28 protein-coding genes are annotated in these 25344 nt (G+C 71.8%); 12 read left to right on the top strand and 16 right to left on the bottom strand.

Features of this window, described 5'->3' with window-relative positions; genetic code table 11:
- Window positions 1-49 precede the first annotated feature (49 nt).
- A complete protein-coding gene (locus tag MODMU_RS02280) occupies window positions 50-1141 on the bottom strand; it encodes an acyltransferase family protein (RefSeq protein ID WP_041794872.1) in 1092 nt (363 codons plus the stop codon).
- A 244-nt stretch (window positions 1142-1385) separates the two neighbouring features.
- On the opposite strand from MODMU_RS02280, the gene MODMU_RS02285 reads away from it, so the two are divergent.
- Window positions 1386-2333: a glycosyltransferase family 2 protein gene (locus MODMU_RS02285; protein ID WP_014738545.1), complete on the top strand. Its 948-nt coding sequence runs from the start codon at window positions 1386-1388 to the stop codon at window positions 2331-2333.
- 24 nt (window positions 2334-2357) lie between these two features.
- On the opposite strand, the gene MODMU_RS02290 is transcribed toward MODMU_RS02285, so the two are convergent.
- Window positions 2358-4424 (bottom strand): DUF7402 domain-containing protein, encoded by a 2067-nt coding sequence (locus MODMU_RS02290; protein ID WP_166503372.1) that lies wholly within the window; start codon window positions 4422-4424, stop codon window positions 2358-2360.
- Window positions 4425-4677: 253 nt separating this feature from the next.
- Here MODMU_RS02290 and MODMU_RS02300 point away from each other — a divergent pair, with 253 nt between their 5' ends.
- On the top strand, window positions 4678-6033 hold the full coding sequence (locus MODMU_RS02300) for a hypothetical protein (protein ID WP_014738547.1): 1356 nt from the start codon (window positions 4678-4680) through the stop codon (window positions 6031-6033).
- Here the strand turns inward: MODMU_RS02300 and MODMU_RS02305 are convergent.
- A complete protein-coding gene (locus MODMU_RS02305) occupies window positions 6000-7349 on the bottom strand; it encodes a tyrosine-protein kinase domain-containing protein (protein ID WP_014738548.1) in 1350 nt (449 codons plus the stop codon). The two genes, MODMU_RS02300 and MODMU_RS02305, sit on opposite strands and share 34 nt — an antisense overlap.
- Before the next feature lie 322 nt (window positions 7350-7671).
- On the opposite strand from MODMU_RS02305, the gene MODMU_RS02310 reads away from it, so the two are divergent.
- Window positions 7672-9003 (top strand): oligosaccharide flippase family protein, encoded by a 1332-nt coding sequence (locus MODMU_RS02310; protein WP_014738549.1) that lies wholly within the window; start codon window positions 7672-7674, stop codon window positions 9001-9003.
- 641 nt (window positions 9004-9644) lie between these two features.
- On the opposite strand, the gene MODMU_RS02315 is transcribed toward MODMU_RS02310, so the two are convergent.
- Both MODMU_RS02315 and MODMU_RS02320 read right to left on the bottom strand, forming a co-directional pair.
- Complete coding sequence (locus MODMU_RS02315; protein WP_014738550.1) at window positions 9645-10595, bottom strand: glycosyltransferase family 8 protein; 951 nt, start codon at window positions 10593-10595, stop codon at window positions 9645-9647.
- Window positions 10596-10680: 85 nt separating this feature from the next.
- Window positions 10681-11736 carry a glycosyltransferase family 4 protein gene (locus tag MODMU_RS02320; RefSeq protein ID WP_014738551.1) on the bottom strand — a complete coding sequence of 352 codons (1056 nt, stop codon included), beginning with the start codon at window positions 11734-11736 and terminating at the stop codon, window positions 10681-10683.
- Between the two features lie 687 nt (window positions 11737-12423).
- Here MODMU_RS02320 and MODMU_RS02325 point away from each other — a divergent pair.
- The 4 genes from MODMU_RS02325 (at window position 12424) to MODMU_RS02330 (ending at window position 15267) form a co-directional block, all read left to right on the top strand.
- Entirely contained in the window at window positions 12424-13947 is a 1524-nt protein-coding gene (locus MODMU_RS02325) for a sugar transferase (protein WP_014738552.1), read from the top strand.
- 114 nt (window positions 13948-14061) lie between these two features.
- Entirely contained in the window at window positions 14062-14208 is a 147-nt protein-coding gene (locus MODMU_RS28270; RefSeq protein ID WP_166503373.1) for a hypothetical protein, read from the top strand.
- A 152-nt stretch (window positions 14209-14360) separates the two neighbouring features.
- Window positions 14361-14483, top strand: a complete 123-nt coding sequence (locus MODMU_RS29890) for a hypothetical protein (RefSeq protein ID WP_269454057.1) — start codon at window positions 14361-14363, stop codon at window positions 14481-14483.
- A gap of 43 nt (window positions 14484-14526) precedes the next feature.
- Window positions 14527-15267, top strand: a complete 741-nt coding sequence (locus tag MODMU_RS02330) for a 3'(2'),5'-bisphosphate nucleotidase CysQ (RefSeq protein WP_014738553.1) — start codon at window positions 14527-14529, stop codon at window positions 15265-15267.
- Here MODMU_RS02330 and arr read toward each other — a convergent pair.
- Window positions 15254-15685 (bottom strand): NAD(+)--rifampin ADP-ribosyltransferase, encoded by a 432-nt coding sequence (gene arr, locus MODMU_RS02335; RefSeq protein WP_051144103.1) that lies wholly within the window; start codon window positions 15683-15685, stop codon window positions 15254-15256. The two genes, MODMU_RS02330 and arr, sit on opposite strands and share 14 nt — an antisense overlap.
- 125 nt (window positions 15686-15810) lie before the next feature.
- Here arr and MODMU_RS02340 point away from each other — a divergent pair, with 125 nt between their 5' ends.
- Window positions 15811-16668 carry a hypothetical protein gene (locus MODMU_RS02340; protein WP_014738555.1) on the top strand — a complete coding sequence of 286 codons (858 nt, stop codon included), beginning with the start codon at window positions 15811-15813 and terminating at the stop codon, window positions 16666-16668.
- On the opposite strand, the gene cysC is transcribed toward MODMU_RS02340, so the two are convergent.
- The 4 genes from cysC to MODMU_RS02350 form a co-directional block, all read right to left on the bottom strand.
- The gene (cysC, locus tag MODMU_RS29235) at window positions 16650-17678 is read right to left on the bottom strand and encodes an adenylyl-sulfate kinase (protein WP_014738556.1); all 1029 of its coding nucleotides are present in this window, start codon (window positions 17676-17678) and stop codon (window positions 16650-16652) included. The genes MODMU_RS02340 and cysC overlap by 19 nt on opposite strands.
- A gap of 37 nt (window positions 17679-17715) precedes the next feature.
- Window positions 17716-17883, bottom strand: a complete 168-nt coding sequence (locus MODMU_RS28275; protein WP_014738557.1) for a hypothetical protein — start codon at window positions 17881-17883, stop codon at window positions 17716-17718.
- A 135-nt stretch (window positions 17884-18018) separates the two neighbouring features.
- Window positions 18019-18144, bottom strand: a complete 126-nt coding sequence (locus MODMU_RS29895) for a hypothetical protein (RefSeq protein WP_014738558.1) — start codon at window positions 18142-18144, stop codon at window positions 18019-18021.
- Window positions 18145-18197: 53 nt separating this feature from the next.
- Entirely contained in the window at window positions 18198-19346 is a 1149-nt protein-coding gene (locus MODMU_RS02350) for a glycosyltransferase family protein (protein ID WP_014738559.1), read from the bottom strand.
- 143 nt (window positions 19347-19489) lie between these two features.
- On the opposite strand from MODMU_RS02350, the gene MODMU_RS02355 reads away from it, so the two are divergent.
- Both MODMU_RS02355 and MODMU_RS02360 read left to right on the top strand, forming a co-directional pair.
- Entirely contained in the window at window positions 19490-20335 is an 846-nt protein-coding gene (locus tag MODMU_RS02355) for an ATP-grasp fold amidoligase family protein (protein WP_014738560.1), read from the top strand.
- Window positions 20336-20344: 9 nt separating this feature from the next.
- A complete protein-coding gene (locus MODMU_RS02360; protein WP_041794876.1) occupies window positions 20345-20578 on the top strand; it encodes a hypothetical protein in 234 nt (77 codons plus the stop codon).
- Window positions 20579-20582: 4 nt separating this feature from the next.
- On the opposite strand, the gene MODMU_RS02365 is transcribed toward MODMU_RS02360, so the two are convergent.
- Window positions 20583-20999: a hypothetical protein gene (locus MODMU_RS02365; RefSeq protein WP_014738562.1), complete on the bottom strand. Its 417-nt coding sequence runs from the start codon at window positions 20997-20999 to the stop codon at window positions 20583-20585.
- Between the two features lie 110 nt (window positions 21000-21109).
- Between MODMU_RS02365 and MODMU_RS02370 the strand changes: the two genes are divergently transcribed.
- Together MODMU_RS02370 and MODMU_RS02375 are read left to right on the top strand one after the other, a co-directional pair.
- Window positions 21110-21568 carry a hypothetical protein gene (locus MODMU_RS02370; protein ID WP_014738563.1) on the top strand — a complete coding sequence of 153 codons (459 nt, stop codon included), beginning with the start codon at window positions 21110-21112 and terminating at the stop codon, window positions 21566-21568.
- Window positions 21569-21606: 38 nt separating this feature from the next.
- Window positions 21607-21777: a hypothetical protein gene (locus MODMU_RS02375; protein WP_166503374.1), complete on the top strand. Its 171-nt coding sequence runs from the start codon at window positions 21607-21609 to the stop codon at window positions 21775-21777.
- A 4-nt stretch (window positions 21778-21781) separates the two neighbouring features.
- Here the strand turns inward: MODMU_RS02375 and MODMU_RS02380 are convergent, their stop codons facing one another.
- The 5 genes from MODMU_RS02380 to MODMU_RS02400 form a co-directional block, all read right to left on the bottom strand.
- Window positions 21782-22198 (bottom strand): hypothetical protein, encoded by a 417-nt coding sequence (locus tag MODMU_RS02380; RefSeq protein WP_014738565.1) that lies wholly within the window; start codon window positions 22196-22198, stop codon window positions 21782-21784.
- A gap of 215 nt (window positions 22199-22413) precedes the next feature.
- The gene (locus tag MODMU_RS02385) at window positions 22414-23754 is read right to left on the bottom strand and encodes a hypothetical protein (RefSeq protein WP_014738567.1); all 1341 of its coding nucleotides are present in this window, start codon (window positions 23752-23754) and stop codon (window positions 22414-22416) included.
- Window positions 23751-24431, bottom strand: a complete 681-nt coding sequence (locus MODMU_RS02390) for an ABC transporter ATP-binding protein (RefSeq protein WP_014738568.1) — start codon at window positions 24429-24431, stop codon at window positions 23751-23753. Before MODMU_RS02390 ends, MODMU_RS02385 begins: the two co-directional genes overlap by 4 nt.
- Window positions 24428-24961 carry a PadR family transcriptional regulator gene (locus MODMU_RS02395; RefSeq protein WP_014738569.1) on the bottom strand — a complete coding sequence of 178 codons (534 nt, stop codon included), beginning with the start codon at window positions 24959-24961 and terminating at the stop codon, window positions 24428-24430. Before MODMU_RS02395 ends, MODMU_RS02390 begins: the two co-directional genes overlap by 4 nt.
- A gap of 69 nt (window positions 24962-25030) precedes the next feature.
- Window positions 25031-25342: a hypothetical protein gene (locus tag MODMU_RS02400; protein WP_014738570.1), complete on the bottom strand. Its 312-nt coding sequence runs from the start codon at window positions 25340-25342 to the stop codon at window positions 25031-25033.
- Window positions 25343-25344 lie beyond the last annotated feature (2 nt).

Raw genomic sequence — 25344 nt, forward strand, 5'->3', positions numbered from 1 at the left:
GCAGGATCGTCGGCACGCCGTGGCCCAGGAGTGCGGGACGAGATCCCGCTCAACGTCGCGCGCGGTGCCTTCCCCGGGGGGTGATGACGTCCCGGTGGACGGCTGGCGTCCGAGGCGCGGACTGCTCGCGGGTCGACGACCGGGTCGGGGGTCCCGGGAAGTCGAACAACCAGCGGAGATGCAGAGCTGCGCTGCACCTCCAGGCGACGTAAGGCACCGCCAGTCCCAGAGGTACGAGGAACAGGAGCAAGGACGGACCGGTCACACCGAAGGACATCAGGACGATGCGGGCGCCTGCGACGACTGTGACGTGGGCGAGGTAGATGGGCAGCGTGACCCGTCCGATGGCGGCCAGCAAGGTGCTGATCGCCGGCGTCCGTGCCAGGAGGGAAGAGGCGGCCACGAGCGCTACGACTCCCAGCCAAGCGGCGAGCATGCTCATCGCCCGGATCCCGAGTGCTGCTGGAGCGGCCTCTGTGCCCGGCACCACGCCGATCGGCAGGACGAGGACGAACAGCGTCACGGCGGAAGAACCCACGGCAGCCCATTGCCATCCGGGCCGTGCCAGGAGCGCCGACATGCGGACGATGCCCACGAAGGCACCCACCGCCAGGAAGGGCAGGAGCGCGAGTCCCCGAAGCCCGAACCAGTAGACATCCCAGCCCCAGGAGAACAGCCCCACGACGAAGCAACAGGCGAGGGCCGCCTGACCCACCGATCCCCGGCGCCAAGGGGACAACGCGACGACCAGTGCGGTGGCGATCGCCAGGAAGGGCAAGAACCACAGATGAGCCACCGGTGCCCACAACCGGTAGAGGTCCGACGCATTCGTCGAGCCATTGCGGACAGAGCCGGTCGCCACTTCGACCACCCCTTGGAGCACCTGCCAGATGACGAACAGCCAGACGAGCAGGCGGGTGCGGGTGCCCACGTAGCCGGTACGACCGCGCTTCGTCACGCCACCTGGGATGAACAAGCCGACCAAGAAGACCAGAGCAGGCAACCTGAAGAGGTAGAGCGCAGCGTTGACGTCAGCCACCCAGCCTTCGGGGCTCAACGTGCCAGCACTGATCAGGCCGTCAACGGCGTGGTTGAAGACGACACCCACGATGGCCACACCACGAGCGACGTCGACGGCCACCGAGCGTTGACGTACGACGGACGTCACTCTTCCTCCGTCGTCAGGCAGTGGGTCGAAGCGCAAGGAGGTACGCCGACGATTCGTGGCAGCGAGTGACGCTATCGGGGGCGGGGTACCCCGCCTACCTGCAGTAAGAGAGATCACAGGTCGACTCGATGTGCCCGCCGCTGAGCCCCGGCGGTTATCGTCTGCCTGGCTCGGGTGGCCGCCACGGCGTCCAACGCCTCGTGATCCTCTTCCGATTGTGGAGTACTCCTTGGGCGACTCGACGCTTCCTGCCGCCAGTGACGGTCGGGAGGCTCGGACGACGGACGTCATCGGGGTCGTTCTCGCATCGGCGGGCCGATCGCAGCTGCTCGGCGAGGTGATCGCCGATCTCGGACGTCAGACCCGTCAGGACTTCACGCTCGTCCTGTCGGTGCCCGATGTGCAGAGTCTTCCTGACGGACCCCTGCCAACCGGCGCGATCGTCGTGCACGATCGCGGGCTCGCAGCACAGCGCAATGCGGGGCTCGACGCCATTCCGGGCGCGACCCACGTCTTCTGCTTCGATGACGATGCTGTGGTGCGCGAGGACTTCATCGAGCAGGCGATGGACTTCTTCGCCTGCCATCCCGAGGTCGTGGGGATCACCGGACGGGTGCTGCTGGACGGCGCCGCGGCCGACGCCGTGCCGCGGGAAGAAGCCGAGCGAGCGCTGGCAGCTTCGTGGTCGACTCCAGTGAGCCGTCGTTGGCGCGAGAGTCGTGAGTTGTACGGGTGCAACTTCGGGTTCCGCCTCGGCGCAATCGGTGGCGAACGATTCGACGGGCGGCTCCCCCTGTACTCCTGGCTCGAAGACCATGACTTCGCGCGCCGGCTGATGAGGCATGGCACCCTGGCCAGGGTCGAGGACTGCGTGGTGGTGCACCGCGGCGTCAAGTCCGGTGGTCGGATGGCGCACGAGCGGCTCGGCTACTCGCAGGTGATGAACCCGGCCTACCTGCACCACGTCGGCAGCTTCCCGCTCTGGCTGACCCTCCGCGAAACGGTACCGAGGTTGGGCAAGAACGCCGTGCGCTCGGTCGCCGGCCCGGAGTCGGGCTGGCGGCGTGAGCGCCTTCGGGGGAACCTGCGTGCTGCCGGCGACATCGCCCGCCGGCGGTTCACCCCCGAGCGGATCCTCGACATCCCCGTGGCCCGGGGCGCCTGAGCCCGGGCGGGTCGCGTCCCGGGGTCACGTGTAGACGTGAACCCAGTCAACGTAGAGGTCGGAGACGTTGCCGGTCGCGGTGAGGTCGATGGGCCAGCCGCCGCCCAGCGCCAGGTCGATCATGAAGAAGAACGGGTCGGAGTGGTGGTCCTGCAGGCCGTCGATCTTCGCGACCTGCTTGCCGTCGATGTAGTAGACGGCTCCCGTGGGGACGATCCGGACGCCGTAGGTGTGCCAGCTCATCGCCCAGTCGGAGAAGCCGTTGTCCTCCTTGCAGTCCACGACGTCGCCGACGTCCTCACCGTCGACCCAGTTGTGCAGCGCGTGGCAGCTGCCCGCGGTGTTGTGGCCGTAGAGCTCGACGGCGTCGATCTCGCCGGAGCTGTTGCTGGTGGTGGTGGCGCTGTCGGTGTCCAGCATCCAGAAGGCGGGCCACGTCCCGGCCCCGGGCGCGCCGAGCATCCGGGTCTCGTAGTAGCCGTACTGGGCGGCGAAGCCACCCCCGCCGACGGTCAGCGAGGACAGGATGCCGCCGAGGTGCTGCTGTCCGTAGGGAGCGGGGACGTCGCGGCCTCCGATCGGCTCCGCGCGGATGCGCAGGTAGTCCTCGCCGACGGTGGAGATGTTCCCGGCGCCGTCGGCGGGGTCGGCGAAGACCGCGTCGCCGAACTCTGACGTGCCCCAGTAGGCGGGCTTGGTGGCTGCGTAGGTCGCCCCGGCGCCCGTCTGGGTGATCGACAGCGGGTCGGTGAACTCCTCGTCCCACTGCAGGGTCATGCCCTCGGGGGCGTGACCGGCTGCGGGCTGGGCGATGCCGGCGCTGTTGTACAGCTGGACGAAGAGGGCCGGTGTCGACCCGGCCGCCGGGCCGCTCGCGGTGACCTGCACGGTGAGCGGGCCCTGAGGGAGCCTCGTCGTGTCGAAGCTCAGGGTCGCGCGCCCGTCCGCACCGGCCGTGCCCGAGGCGACGGGCTGGACAGCGCCGTCTGCCGCCGTGCCGAGGCCGAGTGATGCGCTGACCTGGAGCTCTGTCGTGGCGTCGGCAGCCACCACGATGGTCGCCACGCCGTCCACCGTCGAGCTGGGCGAGGGGCAGACGAGCGTGAGCCTGCCGACCTGCGGCGTAGCCACCGGGACGGCGGACGACTCGCAGGATGCTGGAGCGGCTGAGCTGGTCGAGTACCCGTCCTCCACCGGCCAGCGCGGAGGAGTGGTCCCCGTCTCGTGGAAGACGACTTCGCGCAGTCCGATGACCGCGGCCGGGATGGTCTTCTCCAGCTCCACCCGCACGGAGCGGGCCATCCGCGGCATGAAGGCGATCGTGGTCGCCTGGCCGGTGCCGCCGGCGATCCCGGAGACCACCACCGTGCTGCCGTCGTCGAAGACCAGTTGGCCGTGCAGCGGTGCCGCCGCCGAGTTGGCGGGGTCGAACGTCGTCTGCGAGGGGCCGAAGAGCTGGACGCTGGCCAGCTCGCGCGGGGAGTCCCAGCCGAGCTGGACCTCAGCGGTCGGGTCACCGGTGGGCGCGAGCCACTCCTGGCCGGTCGCGCCTCCGGCGACGTCGCCGTCCACCAGTGCACTCGCCTGACCGGGAGCCGTCGGGGTCGCCTGCGCGGTGACCGAGGAGCCGTGGTCAGGACCGGAGCCGTCGACGGACAGCGCCGCCAGGCTGACCGACGTCGCGCCGTCCGGGACGTCGGCGATCGTCAGCCGGGCCGAGGACGTCGTCCGGCCCGGGAAGTCGACGACCGCGTCGCCGGTCTCGTCGGCGGTCAGCAGCAGCGCGCCGGCTCCACCGAAGGTCAGGGTGGCGGTTGTGAAGGCCGTGCTGCCGTCCCCGGCCGCTCGGACCTCGACGTGGTCCACCCGGGTCGGCCTGGACCACGTCAGCTCGACCCAGGCGCCCCTGGTCTGCCCGTCGGTCTGCCAGACCACCGGCCGCTTGGCGACGTCCGCGGACGACGCCTCGTCGCTCCCGCTGATCAGGGCGGCCGAGTTGGACGTGGGTGTCTCCGAGGACGCGCGGACCCGGACATCGGCTGTCCGGTTGACGTGGACGATCACTCCTACGAGCACCGCCAGGACGGCCACTGCCGCGCCGATGACGGCGACGGTTCTCCGTTTCGTCTGGACCACCCCGTGAACACTCGAGCCGCGGACACGCACACCCACCGGTGGGTCGCGGACAGCCCTGTCGCGTACACCTCGGACACCGTCCTGGAGGCCGCGAGCCTACCTGTCTGGTCTCGGCGCGGACGGCCCGCTGTCGCTACACTGCCGAGCGGTCACGGAGGGACACCAGTCGGGCGCCTGCCGCTGGCTGCGGCGAGGCAGGGGAGGCCCGATGACCACTCTCACGCTGGTCACCCTGGCGGTCGTCCTCTACGGGGCCCTCAGCGGCCGGGGATACGGGCGTGCACTCGCCTTGGGCGGTGCGACCCCCATCGGGGCGGCCGTCGTCTTCGGAGACACCGCCGTGCCGACGTTCTACTTCGTCGCACTGGGGGCCGCGGCCGGGCTCGCCCTGGGACTCCTCATCCGCTCCCGCAGGTTCCAGTCCCTCGACGCTCCGAGGATCCCCGGGGTCGCCGCGCTCGTGCTTCTGACCCTCTGGGCGGTGCTGATCACGCTCGCCGCGCCCCTGCTCTTCGACGGGCTGAGCGTCTTGGCGCCGGGCGGTGGAGAGAGCCGGCTCTCCGCCGGAGTTCTGTCGTCGTCCAACGTCGCTCAGATCGTCTACCTGGTGCTCGGCGTGTGCGTCGTCGTCTTCCTCGCCCGGTCCCCGCGGACGGTGCCGCAGATCATCGGCACCGCGGCCGGCCTGGCGACCATGCTCTCCTTCTGGGCCTACCTGCATGCGACCTTCGGAGTTCCCTATCCGCTCGGGTTCTTCGACAACTCCCCGGCGTTCGTCTTCATCGAGACTGCACCCGGCAACGTGCAGCGGTTCCGCGGGATCTTCTCCGAGCCGGCGGGTCTTGCCACGTCGTCCCTGGTCACGGCCGCTTACATGTTCTCCCGCGCCCCGCAGGTCCGGGCGCTGCGCAGGCTCGGCGTGCTGCTCGTCGCGGCGATCGCGCTGTACCTGGCCGTGATCTCCACATCGGGGACCTTCCTCGTCGCCGGACTCGCACTCCTGCTGCTGTCCGTCGTCGTCTTCCTCAGCAGGTTCGTGCTGAAGCGCGGGCCGCTCAACCCCCTCAGCGTGACCACGGCCTGCGCCGCGGTCATAGCCTCGCTGTGGCTGCTGCCGATCGTGGCCGCCGCGATCGAGCGAGGCGTCAGCGAGAAGGTTGCGTCGTCGTCCTACTCGGACCGCTCCGGTGCCGACACGGCGTCCTATGAACTGCTCTTCCGGACCTTCGGTCTGGGCGTCGGCCTCGGGTCGAACCGGCCCTCGTCATTCCTGGCGGCACTGCTCAGCACGCTGGGCATCGTCGGCACGGTGCTCTTCGCCATCGCGGTCGGCACGCTCATCCGGCAGGGCTACGGCGTCCGCGCGTTCCGACCCGTGGTGTGGGCGCTGACGGCCCTGCTCATCTCGAAGTTCGTCAGCGGTCCGGACCTCGCCGACACCAGCGGGATCCTGTGGATGTCCCTCGGTGTGCTGGCGCATGCAGCCGTGACACGGCGAGCCGGGGGCAGCGCCACCGGATCAAGAGCGGGTCAGGTCGCCGTCTGGCCCGCGAGGACGGTCTGACCGCTGGTCCCACCCAGGTCCAGATCACGGACGTGGTCGAGCGCGACGCTGATCGACGTCACCCGTACACCGGCCAGCAACTCGAGTGCGAACAGGAACTCCGACCGCTTCGTCGCGCCGGACTCCACGACGACCAGGCTGTTGCCGGCGAGTGCTGCGGCGACGGCGGACTCGGAGCGCTCGACGAGCGGGGGGCAACTCAAGATCACGTAGTCGAAGCGCGCGGACAGGTCGTCGAGCATGTCGCGCATGGCGCTGGTGCTCAGGCGCTGCGCGGAGGACGGGTCCACGGTTCCGGTCGTCAACTCGTAGACGTGATCGGCGCTGGCCACGCTGATCACCTCGTCCACCGAGCTGGTGCCGTTCAGCACGTCTGCCACACCGGGCCGGAGCTCGGTGGCGTCGTTCTTCCGGTCCCGGTGCCTGCTGCCGGAGGAGCGGAGGTCGACGTCGGCGATGACGACGGTCGAGCCGATCTCGCCTAGGGCCGCGGCCAGCTGGCGCGCGACCCCCTGGGCGTCGGACGCGGACGTGACGCCGGCGACCGCGATGACTCCTCGGGCCTGGGTTCCGAACTGCAGGTTGGCCCGGAGGTTGCGGAAGGACTCCACCCGGGCATCGGAGGCGGAGACTCCGCGGGCACGCCGCGCCCGCCCGGTCGGGATCGAGGTCAGCGTGGCCAGTGCGGGAGACCGGGGAAGGTCGGCGAAGGTGCGGATCCGGGTGTCGAGCGCGTCGGCCACCACCACGATGGCCAGGCCCAGGACGAGGCCCACCACGATCCCGATCAGCAGGTTGTTCCGCGGACGCGGTGTCGTTGCGACCTCGGGCTGGGCGGCCGGTTCGACCACGGTCAGCTGTACCGGCGACGCGACGCCGGGCGCGTCGAGGACCTGAGCCTCCACCGTCAGCGCCTCAGCCACAGCGTTGGCCCGCTCCGCGACGAGGGCGGCGTCGCTGCCGCTCGCCTCGATGTCGATGATCGCCGTCTCCGGGCGGGCGACCGAGGTCACCGACCGCCGCAGGTCCTCGGTGTCGGTGCCTGCACCCAGGGTGGCGGCGGCTCGGTCGAGCACAGTGGCCGTCGTCGCGAGGTCGGCGTACGTGGGGGTCCGCTGCATGGCGAAGACGTTGCCCTGTTGGAGATCGCCGGGCGACGCATCCCCGACGGTCGCCACGACGACCGTTGCCCGGGCGTAGTACGCCGGGGTCGTGGCGAACGACGCGGCGATGGCCGCGCCGGCTCCGAGGAGGGTCAGCAGCACGACGACCCACCAGCCGCGACGGAGAACCCTCAGGTAGTCGTGCAGGATCACCGGGCTACTTCCTGTGGGCCAGGGCGGATGCCGTGGTCAAGGGTCTGCGCGACGTCTGCGTCGTCGGCGGACCCTAACAGAGAGAGGAGGTCAGCCCGGTTGGGTCGGTCCGGGACCGGCGCTCGACCCGAACCACGGTCACGGCAGCTGGTCGCGGGAGGCGGCTGCGTATCGTGACCGGCCGACGGACGCCGACCTTGCCGGATCCCGCAGCGTCGCAGGTCCGGACCCCGTCCCACGGTCGCCGTGGGACGGTCCCGGGCTCATGGTGGCAGTTGTCCCCGCCCATCCCGCGCGGTACCGGCACGACTGGAGGGGCCGCATGTCCGACACCGGTGGGTTCCGGCGCGCGATGCTCGTGATGACCGCGTCGAGCATGCTCGTGCCCGTCGTGGGCATCGTGACCGCGCCGATACTGGCGCAGGCCCTGGGCGTCGCCGGCCGGGGCGAGGCCGCCGCCGTGATCGCTCCCAACCTCCTGGTGGTGAGCGTTGCCACGCTGGGTCTGCCCGAGGCCCTGACCTACCACCTGGCCAAGCGCCCGCACTCCTCCCGGGTGGCGCTGTGGTGGGCAAGCCTGTTCAGCGCCGTCCTCGGTGCCGCCTGCCTCATCGGGGTGTTCTTCGCCGCGTCGTTCCTGTCAGCAGGTGACGCGGACCTCGCCGACCTCATGGTGCTGGGGACCGCACTGGCCATCCCCGCCCTGTTCGTGAACCTGCTCCGCGGGGCGGCGTCGGGCAGGCAGATGTGGACCGCGGTCGCGATGGAACGGATCACGAACTCGCTGCTCCGTCTCGTGGTCCTCGCCGCCCTGGCGCTCACCGGGCACCTGGACGTGCTGAGCGCGGTCCTGGTGATGACCATCGCGCCCATCGTCGCCGGCGCGGTCTACTGGAAGCTCGCGCTGGCCCCGCCGCTGCCACCGGCGGAGCCCGGACCGCAGGTCCACATGGCGTCCGCGCTTCTGAGCTTCGGGTCCAAGATCTGGCTGGGTGCGGTCGCCAGCATGCTCATGGCCCGGCTCAGCCAGCTGCTGGTGATCCCGCTGTCCGACGCCACCCAGCTCGGGATCCTCGTCGTCGCGATCACGATCTCCGACGTCCCCTTCATCGTCGCCCAGACCGTGCGGGACGTCGTCTTCGGGGCCGACAGCGCCCGAGCTGACCCGGAGCGCCTCGCCCTGACCGCCCGGCTGGCGACGCTGATCGCCCTGACCGGTTCACTGGTGCTCGGTGGGTCGTTGCCCTTCTGGATCAGCACGTTGTTCGGCGAGGGGTTCGACGGGGCCATCGGGCCGACCTGGCTGCTGCTGGCCAGCTCCGTGATCAGCGTCCCGGGTCTGATCGCCGGGGCCGGGCTGGCCTCTGCCGGTAGACCCGGGCTCCGCTCCGTGGCGCTCATCGTGGCCCTGGTGACCAACCTGATCGGCATCGTCGTGCTGACGCCAGCCCTCGGTGCCGTAGGCGCTGCGACGGCGGCCTTGATGGGAAGTGCCCTGTCGACCGCCTTCGGCGTGCTCATGGTGGCGCGGCTGCTGTCGATGCCCTCGGCCGCCTTCGTGCTGCCTCGTCGATCGGACATCGCGGTGCTGGTCTCCGAGGGCATGCGTGTCGTCCGGCGGGTCGGCCCGCGACGGAGCCGGCAGCCGCGGTGAGCCGACCACCCGGACGCTCTCGGGATCGTCGACCTGGTGGGTCGCGGCCTCGAGTCGGCGGTGGAGCTCACGGCAGTGCATCGCTCGAGGCAGCCTCGGCGTCCCTGTCGGCCTTGCCCCCGGAGCGCCAGCGGTCGGCCTGGTCGCGGGTCTGTTGTTCACAGCGCAGACGGGACATGGCGATGGCGTGCAGAGCTCGGTCGAGTTGCCGTCGCCGCGGGTGAGCCGGTAGCGGCGGTCCTGACCGAGGCCACAGGGATCGGGGCAGTGCCGGCGGGCATCGCAGAGGCAGCGCCGTTGCGTCAGCGGGTCAACCGTGGCCTGGGGCAGGTGCTTGCGGACGCCGATGACGACCGCGACCGTCCCGCCAGCATGGACATGCGATCTCCTCCTGACCGGTGGCACGCCGAAGGCCTCGGTCCGGTGCAGCCAGGCAGGACTGTGACGGGACTCGCCAGCAGTCACTGGGAGTCAAGCTCCTGATCAGGTCAACGTCATCGGGCCGGGCCGGGCCGGGCCGGGCCGGGCCGGGCAGCGGCGGCAGACGGACGGTCCGCTCAAGGCACCAAGCCAGTCAGGCCGAGAGCCATGACCACTGCCACCGGCCGAAGACCAGCACACGAGTCCAGCCGAGCTCACGGTCAGCCCAGGTCGCGCGTGTCCCGCTCCAGCTCCCGCAGTGCCCGTGCTGCTGCACTGGACTGATGGGCCCGGCGCTCGGTGACGTGCTTGTAGCGCTGTTGCAGGGCGTACTTCGTCTTGGCTCGGCCGGAGAGGCGTTGCCAATACTCGGCAGTCTGCGGATGATCCTTCACGAACTGCGCATAGGGCTGGTGGTAATGGACTCCCCACGGGGGTAGCGCGGCATTCCACGGACGCGGGTCCGACATGAAGTGGATGATCCTGGGGCGCGCGATCTCGACCATCTGCGTGCCGAGCAAGAAGCCCGGGAAGTTCCAACTCATGGAGATCGGCTGCAGCCGCTTCCCGAGAACCAGGTTGATGGCGTCCTGGTCGAGGAAGTGGAGAAGACCGAGCTTGTCTCCGTACTCACGGAGGACGTCTGACCGCAGTCCTCCCAGATCTGCACGGCTGATGCGGAGTACGCCAGCGTTGATGTACCTGGCTCTGATCCCCGGGGGGATGCCACTGCTGTCCCACCAGCCGTCGATCCTCTTCTTCAGAGTGTTGCTCGACTCTCGGATGAAGACCATCGGGTCGCGGACGCCGAGGGCTCCTCCCGTGGGGATCGGCGCCTCGACGAGTGGATCGATGTTCGCCACGACCTGCGTGTCCCCGTCGAGGTACAGCACCTCGTCGACGTGGGCTGGGAGGAACTCGTCGAGAAAGAGGCGCGAGTACGTGGGGTGGAGGCCGTTGAGGCGGTCCCTCGGAACGGACAGCAGCGTGATGCCAGAGCCCGCGCAGACTCGTTGGAAAGCGGACTCCTCGAGGGAGCTCCCGGAACCGAAGCACAGCACGTATATCTCGGTGTCCGGTGAGGTGTTCGCGCGAGCCTGGAGGGCGCTCACCACCGTGTGGAACAGGTAACCCGTCGTGGCGGTGTAACAGACAGCGTGGCGGCGCGCCATCAGGAGTTCCCCTTGTCGCTCAGCGGCTTGTTCCTGCGGGCTTCACATGGTGAGCGACGATCCGTTGGTCGCGGCCCGTCCTGGCTCATGGCGCACACGTCCGCCCGCGCCGCAGTTCTTCGTAGATCATGCGGTAGTCCGCTGACACGCGCCTGACGTTCAGGTCCGTCGACCGTAAGAGCGCCGCGTCCCCCAGTTCTTGCCGCGCGGCCGGGTCGTCCAGCAGGTGTCGAACTGCTGCGATCAACGCCGCTGGGTCGTTCGGTCCGACGAGCAGTCCGGCGGCACCTCCGGCAAGCAGCTCAGTCACGCCGTCTACTGCTGTGGCCACTATGGGCAGACCCGCTTCCATCGCCTCGACGAGCACCAGTGGAGCCGGGTCGCGACGTGACGGCAGTACGAAGACCGTGGCCGATGCAAGAAGTCGGCGAGGGTCGGGTTGGAAACCGAGAAAGTGCACATGGTCGGCGACGTCGGAGTTCGCTGCCGTTCTCCGTGGGAGATCCCAGTCGATGTTGCCGGCGAAGTACGTGTGAGCGCCGTGCGACCGGGCGACTTCCAGGGCAACCTCCACGAGGAGATCGGCTCCTTTGCGGTGAGAAACAGCCCCCACTGCGACGAGTGCTGGTTGCAGGAGGTCGATGGGCAGCCCAGCGTCCCTTGCCTGGCGTCTGACCGAGCCCACCGTTCCATTGAGGACCGTGCGGATCTTCCATCGGGGGAGCCCGCGCAGCCGCATCGACTCTGCGACCACCGAACTGACTCCGACGACTCGGTGGGCGGCGGCCATCAGGATGACTCCGCGCTGGTACTCGTTGTGCACCGTCGCCACGACCTTCGTGCCGGTGCCAGCGACGGCGATCCTCGCGATGACTGTGGCGACCATGGTGTGGGCGTGCACGATGCAGGGGGTGAACTCGCGCACCAGTCGCCGGAAGCGGACGGTCGTGCGGACCAGAACGGCGACGCTTCGCGAACTGAAGTCGACCTCCACGACATCGACTCCGAAATCGCCGACGAGATCGGTGAAGCCGCCTACGTTCGTGGCGACCATCACGTGATCGCCCTCCATCGACTGTTGGCAAGCAAGGTCGACGCAGACGTTGGAGATGCCGTCTCCCTTGTCCCCGAGACGGTTCACGGCGTGGAGGACACGGCGTCGACCTGCGTCGGTCGGCAACCTGCGCTCATGCCGCCTGACGATCGGCGCCACCGAGCGACGAACGAGGGACGCGACACGATCACTCCAACCGCCGGTCGTCACTGTCGAGCAGATCCGGCGAACGGGCCGTGCCGGCGACTGCCGGTTCGCTGTCGACTGTTCAAGTCCGCTCCTCCGTCCGGGCGACCCAGTGTTCGGCTGCCGCCACTGCGCGGAGCACACCACGGCTCCGGCCCCTACGCGGCGGCGGGCGTCGGGCCGCCGCGCGGGATTGCTCGATGGTGGTGCCTGGAGCTGGCCGGCGACGTCGCAGGGCCCGCTGCGCTCGATGTTGATCCGCTCAGGCGTCGGGCCGAACGTACGGGAGTCGGCCGTGACTGATGAGTCCTCTGACCCGGCGTCTCCGTCGATGCCAGCTGTAGCCCCCATTGCGCGCGGGTGACGGGCGGCGCGTCGTTGCGGAGTGCAGCGGTCTCGCTGCGTTGCGTTCAGGCCTGTGCGTCGAATGTGACACACCGCCCTTAATTGCCCAGAAGCGGGGCTCCCCTGGGCTTACCGTCCCCGCTAGCGTTCTGGCCCAGGTGGTGGACGACGGGGTTCCCGCGCTGTGTCAGGCACGACTAGGTCCCGCACTTCCTGCGGGACACAGCACCGGGGGATCCACGCATGGCCACGCTCGACACTCGCGCCCAGAACGCGCACCTCATCGACCCGGACGCCGTTCCGCGGCGCCGACTGGCGTCCGTGCGTCGGCTCCGTGGCGCCGGTACCGATGCTCGCCGATCATGGCGGGACAGGTACGTCCGTCAGATCGTCGTCGGCGACGCACTGGCAGCGACGGTGGCCGCGCTGGTCGCGGCGCTCTTCCGCTTCGGCCCGAGCACGGACACGCCTGGGCCCGGGCCGGTGACGACCTGGTTCGTCGTCGCACTGCCGCTGGTCTGGGTGACGGCCATGCTGGTGTCGCGCAGCTACGAGCAGCGCTTCCTGTGGGTCGGTGCCGAGGAGTTCCGGCGGGTCTTCCTGGCCGCCGTGATCATGCTGGCGACGGTCGGCACCGTGTCCTGGGCGTTCAAACTCGAGGTCGCTCGTGGGTTCGTCGTGCTCGCGCTCCCCCTGGCAGCCGGGCTCACCTTGGTCCAGCGCCTCGTGCACCGGTGGCTGCTGCACCGGGCGCGGCAGGGCGGCGACAAGCGGCAGACGACCATCATCGTGGGGCACCGCGGCGGAGTGCTGAGCCTGCACCGGCAGCTCGAGCGGCAGGCCTACCACGGCTACCACGTCGTCGGCTGCTGCCTACCGGCGGGGACGGCTGGTGGTGGGACGGCTGAGTTCGACGGCATCCCGGTGCTCGGCGGTCTTGACGAGGTGGCCCGGGTCGTGGCCGAGCACGAGATCGACACGGTCGCCGTCCTGCCCTCCCCGGAGCTCGACGGCGCGGCGCTGCGGCAGCTCGGCTGGGACCTGGAGACGACGAAGGCAGAGCTGCTCCTCGCCCCTGCTGTCACCGAGATCGTCGGAACCCGCGTGCAGATCCGGCCGGTGTCCGGCCTCCCGCTCATGCACGTCGAGCGCCCGGAGTTCAGGGGGCTGCGCCGCTTGGTCAAGGCGGCGTTCGACCGGCTCGCCGCCGGTCTGGTCGTGCTGGCCATCGCGCCGGCGCTGCTCGCCATCGCGCTGACCGTGAAGTTCACGAGTCGTGGGCCGGTCTTCTACCGGCACGAGCGGGTGGGCATGGACGGTCAGCCATTCCACGTGCTCAAGTTCCGCACCATGGTGCCGGGCTCCGACCGGCACATCGACGCGTTGCGGGAGCAGAGCGACGGCAACACGGTCCAGTTCAAGATGAAGAGCGACCCCCGCGTCACGCCGGTCGGAAAGCTCCTGCGCCGCTTCTCCCTCGACGAGCTGCCGCAGCTGTTCAACGTGCTGGGTGGCTCGATGTCGCTGGTGGGTCCGCGGCCGCACGTGACCCGCGAGGTCGAGCAGTACGGGTTCGACATGCGCCGGCGGCTGCTGGTCAAGCCGGGCATCACCGGTCTGTGGCAGGTCAGCGGCCGGTCGAACCTCTCCTGGGACGACTCGGTGCGCATCGACGTCCGGTACGTGGAGAACTGGTCACTGAGCTTTGACCTCATGATCATCGCAAAGACCGTTGGGGCCGTCGTCCGCGGTTCCGGCGCTTACTGAACTCGGCGGTCCTGACCCGCCGCGCCGCGCGCGTCGCCTCCCGACCTTCCTGACAGGATTGGATGATCTGTCGGTGACGCGGCTGTGAGCTACGACCCCGGGCCATGATGACCCATGCCGTGGTGGGCGTGGGCGCTGATCGCCTGGTGCGTGCTCGGTGCTGCCGGCGCCTTCGGTGTCGCGGCGGTGATGCGGAACATGAAGGACGCCCAACGCGATCACGATCTCGACGGCCCGCCGGACGACCCCGACGGTCCGTGAGCCCGGTGAGGACCGACGCACGCGGTTGCTCCCCGGGCCGTCGAGGTTTTGAGCCGTGACGTAGGGGACATCCTCCAGGAATCTCAGTGAGGAGAGGTCGATGTCCTGGTGGCTCGCGGCCCTGGTGGCTCGCGGCCCTGGTGGCCTGGTCGGTGATCGTCGTCGCCGCTGGTCTGCTGCTCGGCGCAATGGCGCGGGAGATCGACCTGCGTGCGTGCGCGCAGCAGGTGCCCGATCACGTCCCCGAACACTGGTTGCTGACGCCGACGAGCTGACGACGGGCCAGGATGGGTCATCGCCCCCGGCGAAAGACGGACGTTGACCCCCTCCGACCACCAGACCGCCGCCCAGCTCGCCACCGAGGCAGGGGAGCTGCTGCTCCAGGTCCGCGCCCGCGACTTCGCTGACGCCACTGCGCGCAAGGCCGCCGGCGACGCGGAGGCCCATCGCCTTCTCCTCGACCGGCTCGCCGCCCTCCACCCGGACGACGCCGTCCTGTCCGAGGAGGGCGCCGACGACCCCATCCGGCTGGTCTCCCGCCGGGTCTGGATCGTCGACCCGCTCGACGGCACCCGCGAGTTCTCCGAGCTCGACCGCGCCGACTGGGCCGTGCACGTCGCCCTCTGGGAGCGCGGCGAGCTGACCGCCGGGGCCGTCGCCCTTCCTGCCGAGGGCACCACGCTGAGCACCGTCGACGTCGCCGAGACGCCGTCCCGCTCCGACGGGCCGATGCGGCTGGCGGTCAGCCGCAGCCGCCCGCCGGCGCTGGTCGCCGACCTGGCCACCCAGTTGGGCGCCGAACTCGTGGCCATGGGCTCGGCCGGGGTGAAGGCGATGTCGGTCGTCCGCGGCGACACCGACGCCTACGTGCACGGTGGCGGCCAGTACGAGTGGGACTCCGCGGCGCCGGTCGCCGTCGCCCGGGCCGCCGGGCTGCACACCAGCCGGCTCGACGGCTCACCGCTGCGCTACAACCGGCCCGACCCCTACCTGCCGGACCTGCTGATCTGCCGGCCCGAGCTCGCCGACCGGCTCCTCACGGCCCTCAGTCCTCGATGACGTCGAGGCCCTGCTCGCGCAGCCGGGCCAGGCTGGCCAGCATCCCCTGCAGCACCTCGGGGGTGTGGCCCTCCCAGTCCTCCAGCTCGCCGACCACACGCAGCGGGGAGCGCGTCCGGTAGGACCGGGTGGGGTTGCCGGGGAACCGCTTGTCCGTCACGTTCGGGTCGTCCTCGAACGGGCCGAGCGGCTCGACGACGTAGACGCGCCCCCGCTCGGTGCTGCCGGCCAGCGCCGTCGCCAGCTCCGCGCCCCAGACGGCGGTCTCCACCATCGCGGTGAAGTAGACGTGGTTCATCACCCGGCCGGCCTGGAAGTTGGAGCTGCGGCCGGGCACCAGCTCGTCGCCGACCTCGAGAACGGCCTTCGTCCCGTGGAACAACGGGCCCTCGACGTGCTCCCCGTGGTCGTAGGTCACCGGCTCGGGGGAGCTGCCGCTGCCGCCCACGTCCGCCGGCTCGGTCGACGTCACGGTCCTCACCGTAGGGGTGAGACCGCCCGACGTCGTTCAAGGTCCGTCCTGACGCGTCCGATGATCATGACATGGCGTGGTGGGGTTGGGTTCTCGTTGGCTGGGTGGTGCTGTCGTTCGCCGCCGCCCCGGTGGTCGGGAAGGCGCTGCGTGAGGCGGACCGCCGTGAGCGCGGTGTCACCGAGCCGGCCGGGTCGCCAGCGGTGCGGACCCGCCGCATCCCGGTGCCGCCGCTGACCTTCGCTCTGCTGGTCACAGCCGCCGTCCTCGAGACCGTCGGTTTCGTCGTCCGCACCTCCGGTCACGAGTACGGGAGCGGTCTGCTCTGGTCGATGGACCACTCGCTGTCCGTTCCGCGCATGTTCGTCGTGGCGATCTTCCTCGCCGCCACCCTGTCCGCCGCCGCGGGCGCGGCGCGTTCGCCGGGCCGGCGGCAGTGGTGGGCGGCTGTCGCGGTGATCTCGCTGCTCATCGCCCAGGTGAAGGCCGGAGGAACGCTCCACTACGAGGCGATCGACGCCCTGAGACTCACCGGCCGCCCGCTGCTCGCGACCCTGCTCAGCGCCGTCGTCGTCGCCGTCGTCCTGGTCGGGCTGTGGTGGCTCAGCCGCACCGAGCGCCGCGACCGGCGCCGGATGCTCATCGCCTTCGGCCTCTACGCCTCCGCCGCCGTCGGCCTCTCCGGCGTCACCTCGCTCATCGGGCACGCCGGCGCCAGCGCCTACTGGCAGGCCGCCGCGACCTTCGTCGAGGAGACCGGTGAGGCGTTCGGCGCGGTCGCCGTCCTCACCGCCGTCCTGGTCGGTGTCGCGCCGCGGCTCGTGCTCCCGGCCGACTGGCTGCTCCGCCGCCAGGCCGACGCCCTCACCCTCGACGCCTCCGGCACGCTCGCCCCCCGGCGCAACGGCCTTCAGCTGCCGCCGAGGTAGGCCAGCACCATCTGCGCGCTCTGCTCGACGCTCGACGACCGCGTGTCGATCGTGAGCTCGGCGTCGATGGGCTCCTCGTAGGGGTCGCTGATCCCGGTGAACTCGGCGATCTCCCCGCGGCGGGCCTTCGCGTACAGGCCCTTGCGGTCGCGGGCCTCGCACTCCTCCAGCGGCGTCGCCACGTGCACCAGCACGAACGAGCCCGGCCCGGCCTGCTCCTCGACCAATCGGCGGGCGTCGGCGCGGGTCGCGGCGTAGGGCGCGATCGGCGCGCACACCGCCAGCCCGCCGTGCTTGGCGATCTGCGCGGCCACCCAGCCGATCCGGCGCACGTTGGTGTCCCGGTCGGCCTTGGAGAACCCGAGCCCGGCGGACAGGTGGGTGCGCACCTCGTCGCCGTCCAGCAGCGTGACCGTGTGCCCGCCCTCGAGCAGCAGCTCGACCAGCCGGCTTGCGATCGTCGACTTCCCGGCGCCGGAGAGCCCGGTGAACATCACCGCGCGCCCGCCGGTGTGCGGCGGCGAGGGGTCGACGTGGCTGGCCACCGGCCCGGCGCCGTAGGCGGTGGCGAGCTCCAGCCAGCCGACCTCCGGTTCGGCGGCGGTCACCGGCACCGGGACGACGAGGGTCTCCCGCCCCGCCGCGCGGTCGGCCCAGACGGCGGCGCCCAGGGAGATGACCGCGGAGTCCGGGGCGGTGCCGGCCACCGGGAGCAGCACCAACAGCCGGTCGGGCAGGCCGGCGTCGCTGTCCGGCGGGGTGCCGACCCAGGCGGCCGGCTCGGTCCAGCCGCGCGCCTGCAGCTCGGCGCGGACGCTGGCCGGGGAGCGCCAGCGCGGGATCTCGTGCACGGCCAGGCCGTCCGGGCTCGTGGTGGCGACCAGGACGCCCTCGGCGTCCTCGAACTCGGTGTCCGGGGCGAGGTCGGGTGCACCCGGCGTCAGGCCGAAGGCGTGCCGGGCCAGGTCGGCGAGCTGGGCGTGCGACAGCCGGGTCCGGGTGGGGGCCATGGGCTGCAGTGTGGCAAGCCGCTGCCGCGGCGGCAGCTCAGATGGCGGGACGGACGACGCCGCAGCGGCAGCGGTAGAGCGAGGAGCCGCTGAACGAGTCGGCGCCCGCGTAGCTGTAGCGGTGCAGGTGCCAGGGGGTGCGGCTCGCGTCGGAGCGCGTCGTGGGCTGGGGGCCGGCCAGGACGCCGTCGCGGAGTCGGATCACGTGTTGATCATGCGGTCACCGCGCTGGGAAAAGCGAGACCGGACCGTTCACGTGATCGAGATCACGTCGCTCGCCGGGGTGACGCCCGAGTGGACGGCGGGTGTCTGCGTGGTGCCGCAGTGCTACCGGACGGCGTCAGCGGGCGGTGCGGGTGCGCTGGCAACCGGAGCGCTGGGCGGCGAAGCCGGACTGCAGGGCGTCGGCGAGGGCGATCGCCGGGTCGACGGTCTCGGACACCGGAGCAGCAGCGGTGGTCGTCATGCCGGAAAGCTAGGGCAACGCTGAGTGCAGCGGCAGGCGACACACGGTGATCGTCATGACGAACTGGCCGCGGTGTGCACTCCTGTCACACGCGCTGGACGGCGGCCCAGGGTGGCGTCCAGCCAGGCGTCGCTGCGCCGGTCCCAGGTCCGCTCGGCGGCCCACTCGACCCGCTCCTTCGCGCAGCCGATCGGTTCGTCGACCGCGGCGACCATCGCCGCGGCCATCTCCTGCGCGCCACGGACGACCGAGACGTGCGGCGGGGTCTCGGCGGAGTGCTCCAGGTGCCCGGCCGTCGCGACGACCGGCAGGCCACGCGCGCAGTAGTCGTAGGTCTTCATCGACGACTGGCCGAGCGCGATGCCGGCGACGTCGGGGATCAGCCCGACGGTCGCGCTGTCGAGGACGTCGGCCAGCCGGTCGCGGGTGAGCAGGCCCTCGTAGCGGAACCGGCCGGGGAACCGTCTGCTCAGCTGGAGGAACTCCTCCCGGGCGGCCTGCGCCCGGTCCGGGAACACCAGTTGGCCGTGCACGGACAGCGTCCAGTCCGGCAGCGCGGTGAGCAGCGCCGCGACCAGGCCGACGTCGAACCGGTCGGAGATGCTGCCGACGTAGACCGCGTGCCGTTCACGCCGCTCCGCGGTCCGGGGCGCGGACAGCAGCGTCTCGTCGGTGCCGTTGGGGACGACGACCGGCGTCCGGCCGGGGAAGAGGCCGGCGAGCACCGGGTTGACGACGACGACCTCGTCGGCCTCGTCGGCGATCCGGCGCAGCTGGTCGGGCAGGCCGCGGGCATGCGGGAGCAGCCGGGCCCAGTCGTCGGTGCAGTCGAAGACCCGCCGGCCGGGCAGGTCGCGGGCGGCCCGCCACTCCCACGGCAGCATGAACACCGACAGCTCCGGGTTCCACCCTGAGCGGCGGAGGAACGCGGCGAGCAGGCCGGCGTCCAGGCGCTCGGCGGCGGGGCTGCGCAGGCCCGGCCGGACGGTGGACCGCTCGGTGACGGTGATCCCGACCTGCGGGCTCTGGAACCGGGCCCGGTGCAGGTGCGCCCACCAGTTGCCCGGGTCGGTGCGCAGCCGGCGGGCGTCGGCCGGGGCCTGCACGAAGCGGACCGGCAGGCCGCGCTGCACCAGGTGCCGGGCGATCATCTGCTCGCGGCGGATGGCGGGGTTCCACGGGTCCTTGGCGAGGAACCCCACGCCAGGGCTGGTCGCGTTCAGGGCCGGCTCTCCTCGCTCTACCCGGGGTGCCGACCCTCGATCGCTGTTGACGAGGCTGCTCGGACCAGACTGTGCACGACCATGATGCGTGCTGCCGATGCGCGCGTGCGGAGGAGGTGGCCGTGTCGGCGTGGCTCTACCGGCTCCCGCTGCCGCTGAAGCGAGCCGTGCTGTTCCACCGGGCGCACGACCGCTGGCCGCCACGCGATCCGCGGACGTTCGTGGAGAAGGTGAACTGGCGGGTGGTGCACGACCGCCGTCCGCTGATCGGGCAGCTCGGGGACAAGCTGGCGATGAAGGCCTACGCGGCGTCCCGGTGCCCGTCGGTGCGGGTGCCCGCCGTGCTCTGGTCGGGGACGGACCTCGCCGCGTTCGCCGCCACCGACCTCCCGGAGAGGTGGGTGCTCAAGCCCAACCACGGCACGATGCGGGTGCACATCGGCAACGGCCGCCCGGACCTCGCCGCGCTGGAGCGGATCACCGCCGGCTGGCTGGACGAACCGCTGTACCGGACCCGCGGCGAGTGGGTCTACAGCCAGGCGCGGCGGGTGCTGCTGGCCGAGGAGTTCCTCGGGTCGGGGGAGCCGCCGGTGGACTTCAAGTTCCTGGTGTTCGGCGGCCGGGTGGCGCTGGTGCAGGTCGACACCGGCCGGTTCGGCGACCACCGGCGCCGGCTGTACCGCCCGGACTGGACGCCGGTCGACGTCGCCGAGGACGTCGCTCCGGGGCCGGTGACCGCCGCGCCGGAGCTGCTGCCGCGGATGCTCGAGGTGGCGGAGGTGCTGGGCGCGGCGTTCGACTTCGTCCGGGTGGACCTGTACGCCGTCGACGGCGAGGTGTGGTTCAGCGAGCTGACGCCCTACCCCGGCGGCGGGCTGGACCGCTTCGACCCCGTACTGGACGTGTCGCTCGGCGCGCTGTGGCAGCTGCCGCGCCGGTCAGCGGTGCGTCCGCCGCACCGGCGCTAGGGTCGGCCGGTGTTCCGGTGGGTGGGTGTGCTGCTGACGGCGGCCGTCATGTCCGCCTTCGCCGTCCTTCTGCTGACCGGGGACTACATCCGTGAGGGCCCGGTCCTGGTCACGCTGAGCGAGACCCACGGCATCCACCGCGGGGACGTCGGGATCGTCGCCTTCTGGACGCTCGGGATGATCGGCCTGCTCATCGCCGCGCTGAGCAGGCCTTCGAGGACCCGGGACGCCGACCGCCGCTGAACGCTCAGCAGTCGCGGCCGTCCTCGCTGACCCAGGTGTTGATGCAGCCGATGCTGTACTCGACCTCATCCCGTTCGGCCGCGGTGAGGCCGCCGGGTTCGAAGCGGACGGCCATCCAGCCGGTCAGGTAGCCGTCCTCGCCGAAGCTCTCGGCGGCCGCGACGGCCTGGTCGCGCTCCGCGAAGCGGTAGAGGGTCACCGTCTCGGAGGTGACCGCCTGGATGCACGGCATCGCCTCGTCGCACAGCTCATCGGTGGCCCAGCGGGCTCCCGGCATCACCGACCGCGTCCACGGGTCCTGCGGCGAGGCCCAGGGGCTGAGGTCGAGGTCCTTGCGCCCGTCGTAGACGAACATCGCCCAGAACAGCACAGCGACCAGCGCAGCGCCGAGGAATCCGAGGGCGACGGCGACCTTCCTCATGGCTCACGCTGCCGGGTCACCGGCGGATGATCTCCTGTTGCGGGGGCCCGAGGGTGCGTGTGACGCTCCCGGCGTCGCGCTGGTTGGGGGACCTGACCGAAGGACCGCAGATGTCCCTCCCCGACAAGATGTTCGCGCCCGCCGGGGCCTCCTACCGGGTGCGCTACCTCGCGACCTGGGTGGCGATGGTCCCGAGCGCCTTCGTCGCGGTCGCCGGCTGGTTCGCCCCGGCCGCCGTCCCCGCCGGTCACCTGATGATCAGCCTGATCGGCGCGGCGATGTTCGCGTTCTGCGTCTGGGCCAACCGGCAGCTCCACCGGCGGATGCAGGCGGAGGACGCAGGAGAGCGACCGGCAACCGAGGCGCGCCCGACGTCCGACCGGGCCGAGGTCCGGACGCGCGCGGTGATGACCGTCGTCGGCGCGGGCCTCTTCGTGGCGGCGTTGGCGGTGGACCTGGGCGTGGTCATCACGGTCGTCGCTGCCGTGAGCACGGTGCTGTGCGCGGTCGGGACCTGGCAGGCGGCACGCCGGGTCAAGAAGTCCGAGCTGAACCAGGGCCCGCGGTGACCGGGGCCGACGAGCCGTCGTGGACCACGGCCGCCAGCGTGGCGCTGACCGTGGTCACGACGATCGTCGTCCTCGATCTCGTGGTGGACGGCGCCTGGGTCTGGGCTGTCACGATGTTCCTCGGATCCGTCGTGGTCGAGGTGTTGGTCCTGGCCGTCGCCAGCCGGCGGCGCAGGAGTCGGCAGCCACCGGCAGGAGTGAGTGGGTGAGCGCTCAGTCGACGGAGACGTCGCCGAGGTCCAGCACGTCGTCCAGCGGCACGGCGCGGCCGTCGCCGTCCCTGTGGTCGTAGACCTCCAACTCGACGACCCGGCCGTGCATGACGTGCAGCACGACGTCCACCCGGCCGCGGGAAGTCGCGGACACGGCGAAGTGGTCGGGGCGGCCGGTGCCCGACAGCTGCACGATCCGCTCGGTCGGGATGGCCGGCTGCCCGCTGCACAGCCGCACCGACGAGCACCCGCAGCGGCAGGTCGCGTCCACTACAACCGTCGCGACCTGGGCGTGCAGCATCGGCTCGTCGACCGCCGCGGCCAACGTGATGAGCAGTCGGCGCTCCTGCTCCGACGGCTCACGCGGTCGGTCGAGCTCCCGCCAGATGGGCTCGTCGACGGGCTGCGGAGGTGTCACGGCACCAGTCTGGCCAGCGCGACCAGCGGTTTCCCGGGCCGGTCAGCCACGGCCGGCGTCGTCCTGCCCCGGAGCTGCGACCCCGGGCCGACCGTCGGTGCGCCGGCGCTTCCGCCGGGCCGCAGGGCGCGGCACCCGAGACTGCGCCTCCTCGGCCAGCTGCCGGGCCGCGGTGACAGAGGCGGACTCGACCTCGTCCCCGGCCCGGGCGCGCATCAGGCCACCCGCAGGGACGACGGCGCGGCGGCGCGGGTGAGCTGCGGGCGCAGCGCCCGGGTGACGCCGGCCGTCAGCGCCCGGGCGAACAGCAGCGCGAGCGCGATGGTCAGCAGCACCGTGCCGAGCGCGATCGGTGACTGCGCGCCCAGGGCGTAGAGGCTGCCGAGCAGGACCCCGGCCATCAGCGGCCCGGTCGTCACGACGGCCAGCCGGCGGCGCTGCACCTGCTCGAGCACCGCCGGGTCGGCACCCAACGCGGCGGTCGACGCCACCGCGCGGCGGGTGGTCACCAGGTCGTCGGTGGCCGCCAGGGCCAGGGAGACCGCCGCCGCCAGCACCGCGAGGACGCCGGCCAGCACGGCGAAGAGGACGCCGGGCAGCGACTCGGTGAGCGAGTGCTGCGGCTCCAACAGTTGGCCGGTCAGGCCGCCGACCACGCCGAGCGCGAGACCGGCGACGCAGGTGGTGCCCGCCGTCCGTCCGGCCGGCCCGGCCAGCGTGCGCAGACCGCCGGCGGCGAGCACGTCGACCGCCGTCCCCGAGCGGGCCAGCCGGCGCGCCCGGGCGCTGACCCACAGCGAGCCGGTCGACAGCAGGCCCAGCGACAGGACGACGAGCGCAGCGCAGGTGAGGGTGGTCGCGATGCCAGGCCGGGAGGTGTCCCGGGGCGCGGCCACGACCGCGACCAGGGCGGCTATGCCGACCGCCACGGCCAGCAACCGCGGCCAGGCCCGCACCGGACGACGCCGCCGCGGTGCGGCCGCGAGCGCGCCGGCGGCACCGCCGACCAGCGTGGTCAGCGCGGCGACCACCAGCCAGGCGACGCCGTCCAGCGGCGACAGGCCGGGCAGCAGCTGAGCGCTGGGCGGCGCGGCGACGTGCAGCAGGAGCCAGAGCGTGAGGTAGACGCCACCGGCGAGCAGCCCGCCGAGGAACCCGGCGACCGCCGGTTCGACCACCGCCACCCGGCGCAGGTCGGCGGGGGCGGCGCCGCTGATCCGCAGCGCCTCGTGCACGGCGGCCCGCCGGGCGCTGCCGGTGGTCACCGCCTGCCAGCTCAGCGCCAGCGCCGGGAGCACCAGCAGCAGGAGACCGGTGAGCACGCCCGGCCGGAGCCCCGCCTGGACGACGAGCGACGAGTAGCCGCCCGGCGGGGTGAGGTAGGCGATGCCGCCGTCCGGCAGGTACTCGACCTGCTGGCCCGGCACCCGGAGCACGGCGGCCGCAGCGATGAGCAGCCCCCCGCCGGTGGCGCTGCCGCCGGCGACGAGCAGGGCGCGGGAGCGGCCGGACGACGTGCGGGGACGACCGATCAGCCAGGCGGTCGCGGTGTTCACGAGAGGGCCACCTCGTGCTCGATGACGCCGCCGCGGAGCCGGACCTCGCGGTCGGCGCGGGCGGCGACGATGTTGTCGTGGGTGACCAGCAGGACCGCTCCGCCGGCGCTCACGGTGCTGCTGAGCATCAGGTCCAGCAGCGCGCGACCCGACCGGGTGTCCAGGCTGGCGGTGGGCTCGTCGGCCAGCAGCAGCGCCGGCCCGTGCACCAGGGCGCGGGCGGCGGCGGCGAGCTGCGCCTGACCCCCGGAGAGCTGGGCCGGCAGGGTGTCCGGGCCGATGGCCAGGCCGACGCGGTCCAGCCAGCCGGCGGCCGCCGCCCGGGCGTCGTCCGCGGGGTGGCCCTCCAGCAGCAGCGGCAGGGCCACGTTGTCCAGCACCGGGAGGTCGGGCACCAGCTGGCCGAACTGCAGCACCAGGCCCACCGAGCGCCGGCGCACCACCGCGCGGGCGGTGTCGTCGGCGCCGGAGAGCTCGCTGCCGGCGACGACGACCCGTCCGGTCTGCGCACGGAGCACCCCGGCGGCGAGCAGCAGCAGGGTGGACTTGCCGCAGCCGCTGGGGCCGGTCACCGCGACGACCTCACCCGGCGCCACGGACAAGGTGGCGTCGCGCAGCGCCTGGGTGCGGCCGTAGGAGTGGCTGACCCCGGACAGGGTGAGCACGGTCGAGCTCATGAGCTGGTCCTCTCAGGCGGGACGGGGGAGGAGCGGAGGAGTTCGGTGGCCAGGTCCAGCCAGCGGAGGTCGGCGTCCAGGTGGGCGATCAGGTGCTCGCGGACCAGCCGCTCGGCCGGGCCCGCGCCGGGCGGCACCTGGCCGAGCTCCCGCATCCGGCACAGGTGCGTGGCGCGCTGGCGGGCGACGTGCCCCTGGACGTCGATGCCGGTGTGCAGCGCGGCGATCGTCTTGCGGACGATTTCCTCCGCGCCGGTCCCGGTCGGCGGCGCGGGCTCGGCCAGCCACGCCTGCAGCCGCTCGTTGCCGGCGTCGGTGAGGGCGTAGACGGTGCGCTCGGGGCCGCCGTCGACCCGGGTCTCGACCACCTCGGCCAGCCCGTCCCGCTGCAGCCGCGCCAGGGTCGCGTAGACCTGGCCGAACGGCAGCGGCCGGCTGTCCGGGAACCACGCGTCGTGCTCCTGCTTGATGTCGTAGCCGTGGCGTGGCGCTCCCGCCAGGAGCGCGAGATGGAGTTCGGTCAGCGACATGCGTGATGTCTACACGACGAGTACACACTTGATGAGTAGTGACGCGACGGCGTGTCTGTCAGCTGGTGGCTACTGCTCCGCGGCCGCTGGGATGCGGCGGTTGTGCCGGGTCACGACGAGTGCCTGCACGGCGAAGGAGACAACCCCAGTGCCGAGGTAGTAGAGCGACCAGGTCGGACCGTCACCGGAGAGCCCGCGGCTGCCGTAGCCCAGCAGGACGAGGGCCGGGAAGAGGGCGCCCATGGACCACCACGGCGGCCGCACCTCGCCGACGCCGATCAGCGGTACCCGTCGGCCGCCCGCCCGGCGGAGGGTCAGCCACGTCGGGACGGCGAGCAGCAGGGCGGCACCGGCCAGGTCCAGCAACCACAGCCAGGTCACCG

This window comes from Modestobacter italicus (genome assembly GCF_000306785.1).
Lineage (GTDB): Bacteria > Actinomycetota > Actinomycetes > Mycobacteriales > Geodermatophilaceae > Modestobacter > Modestobacter italicus.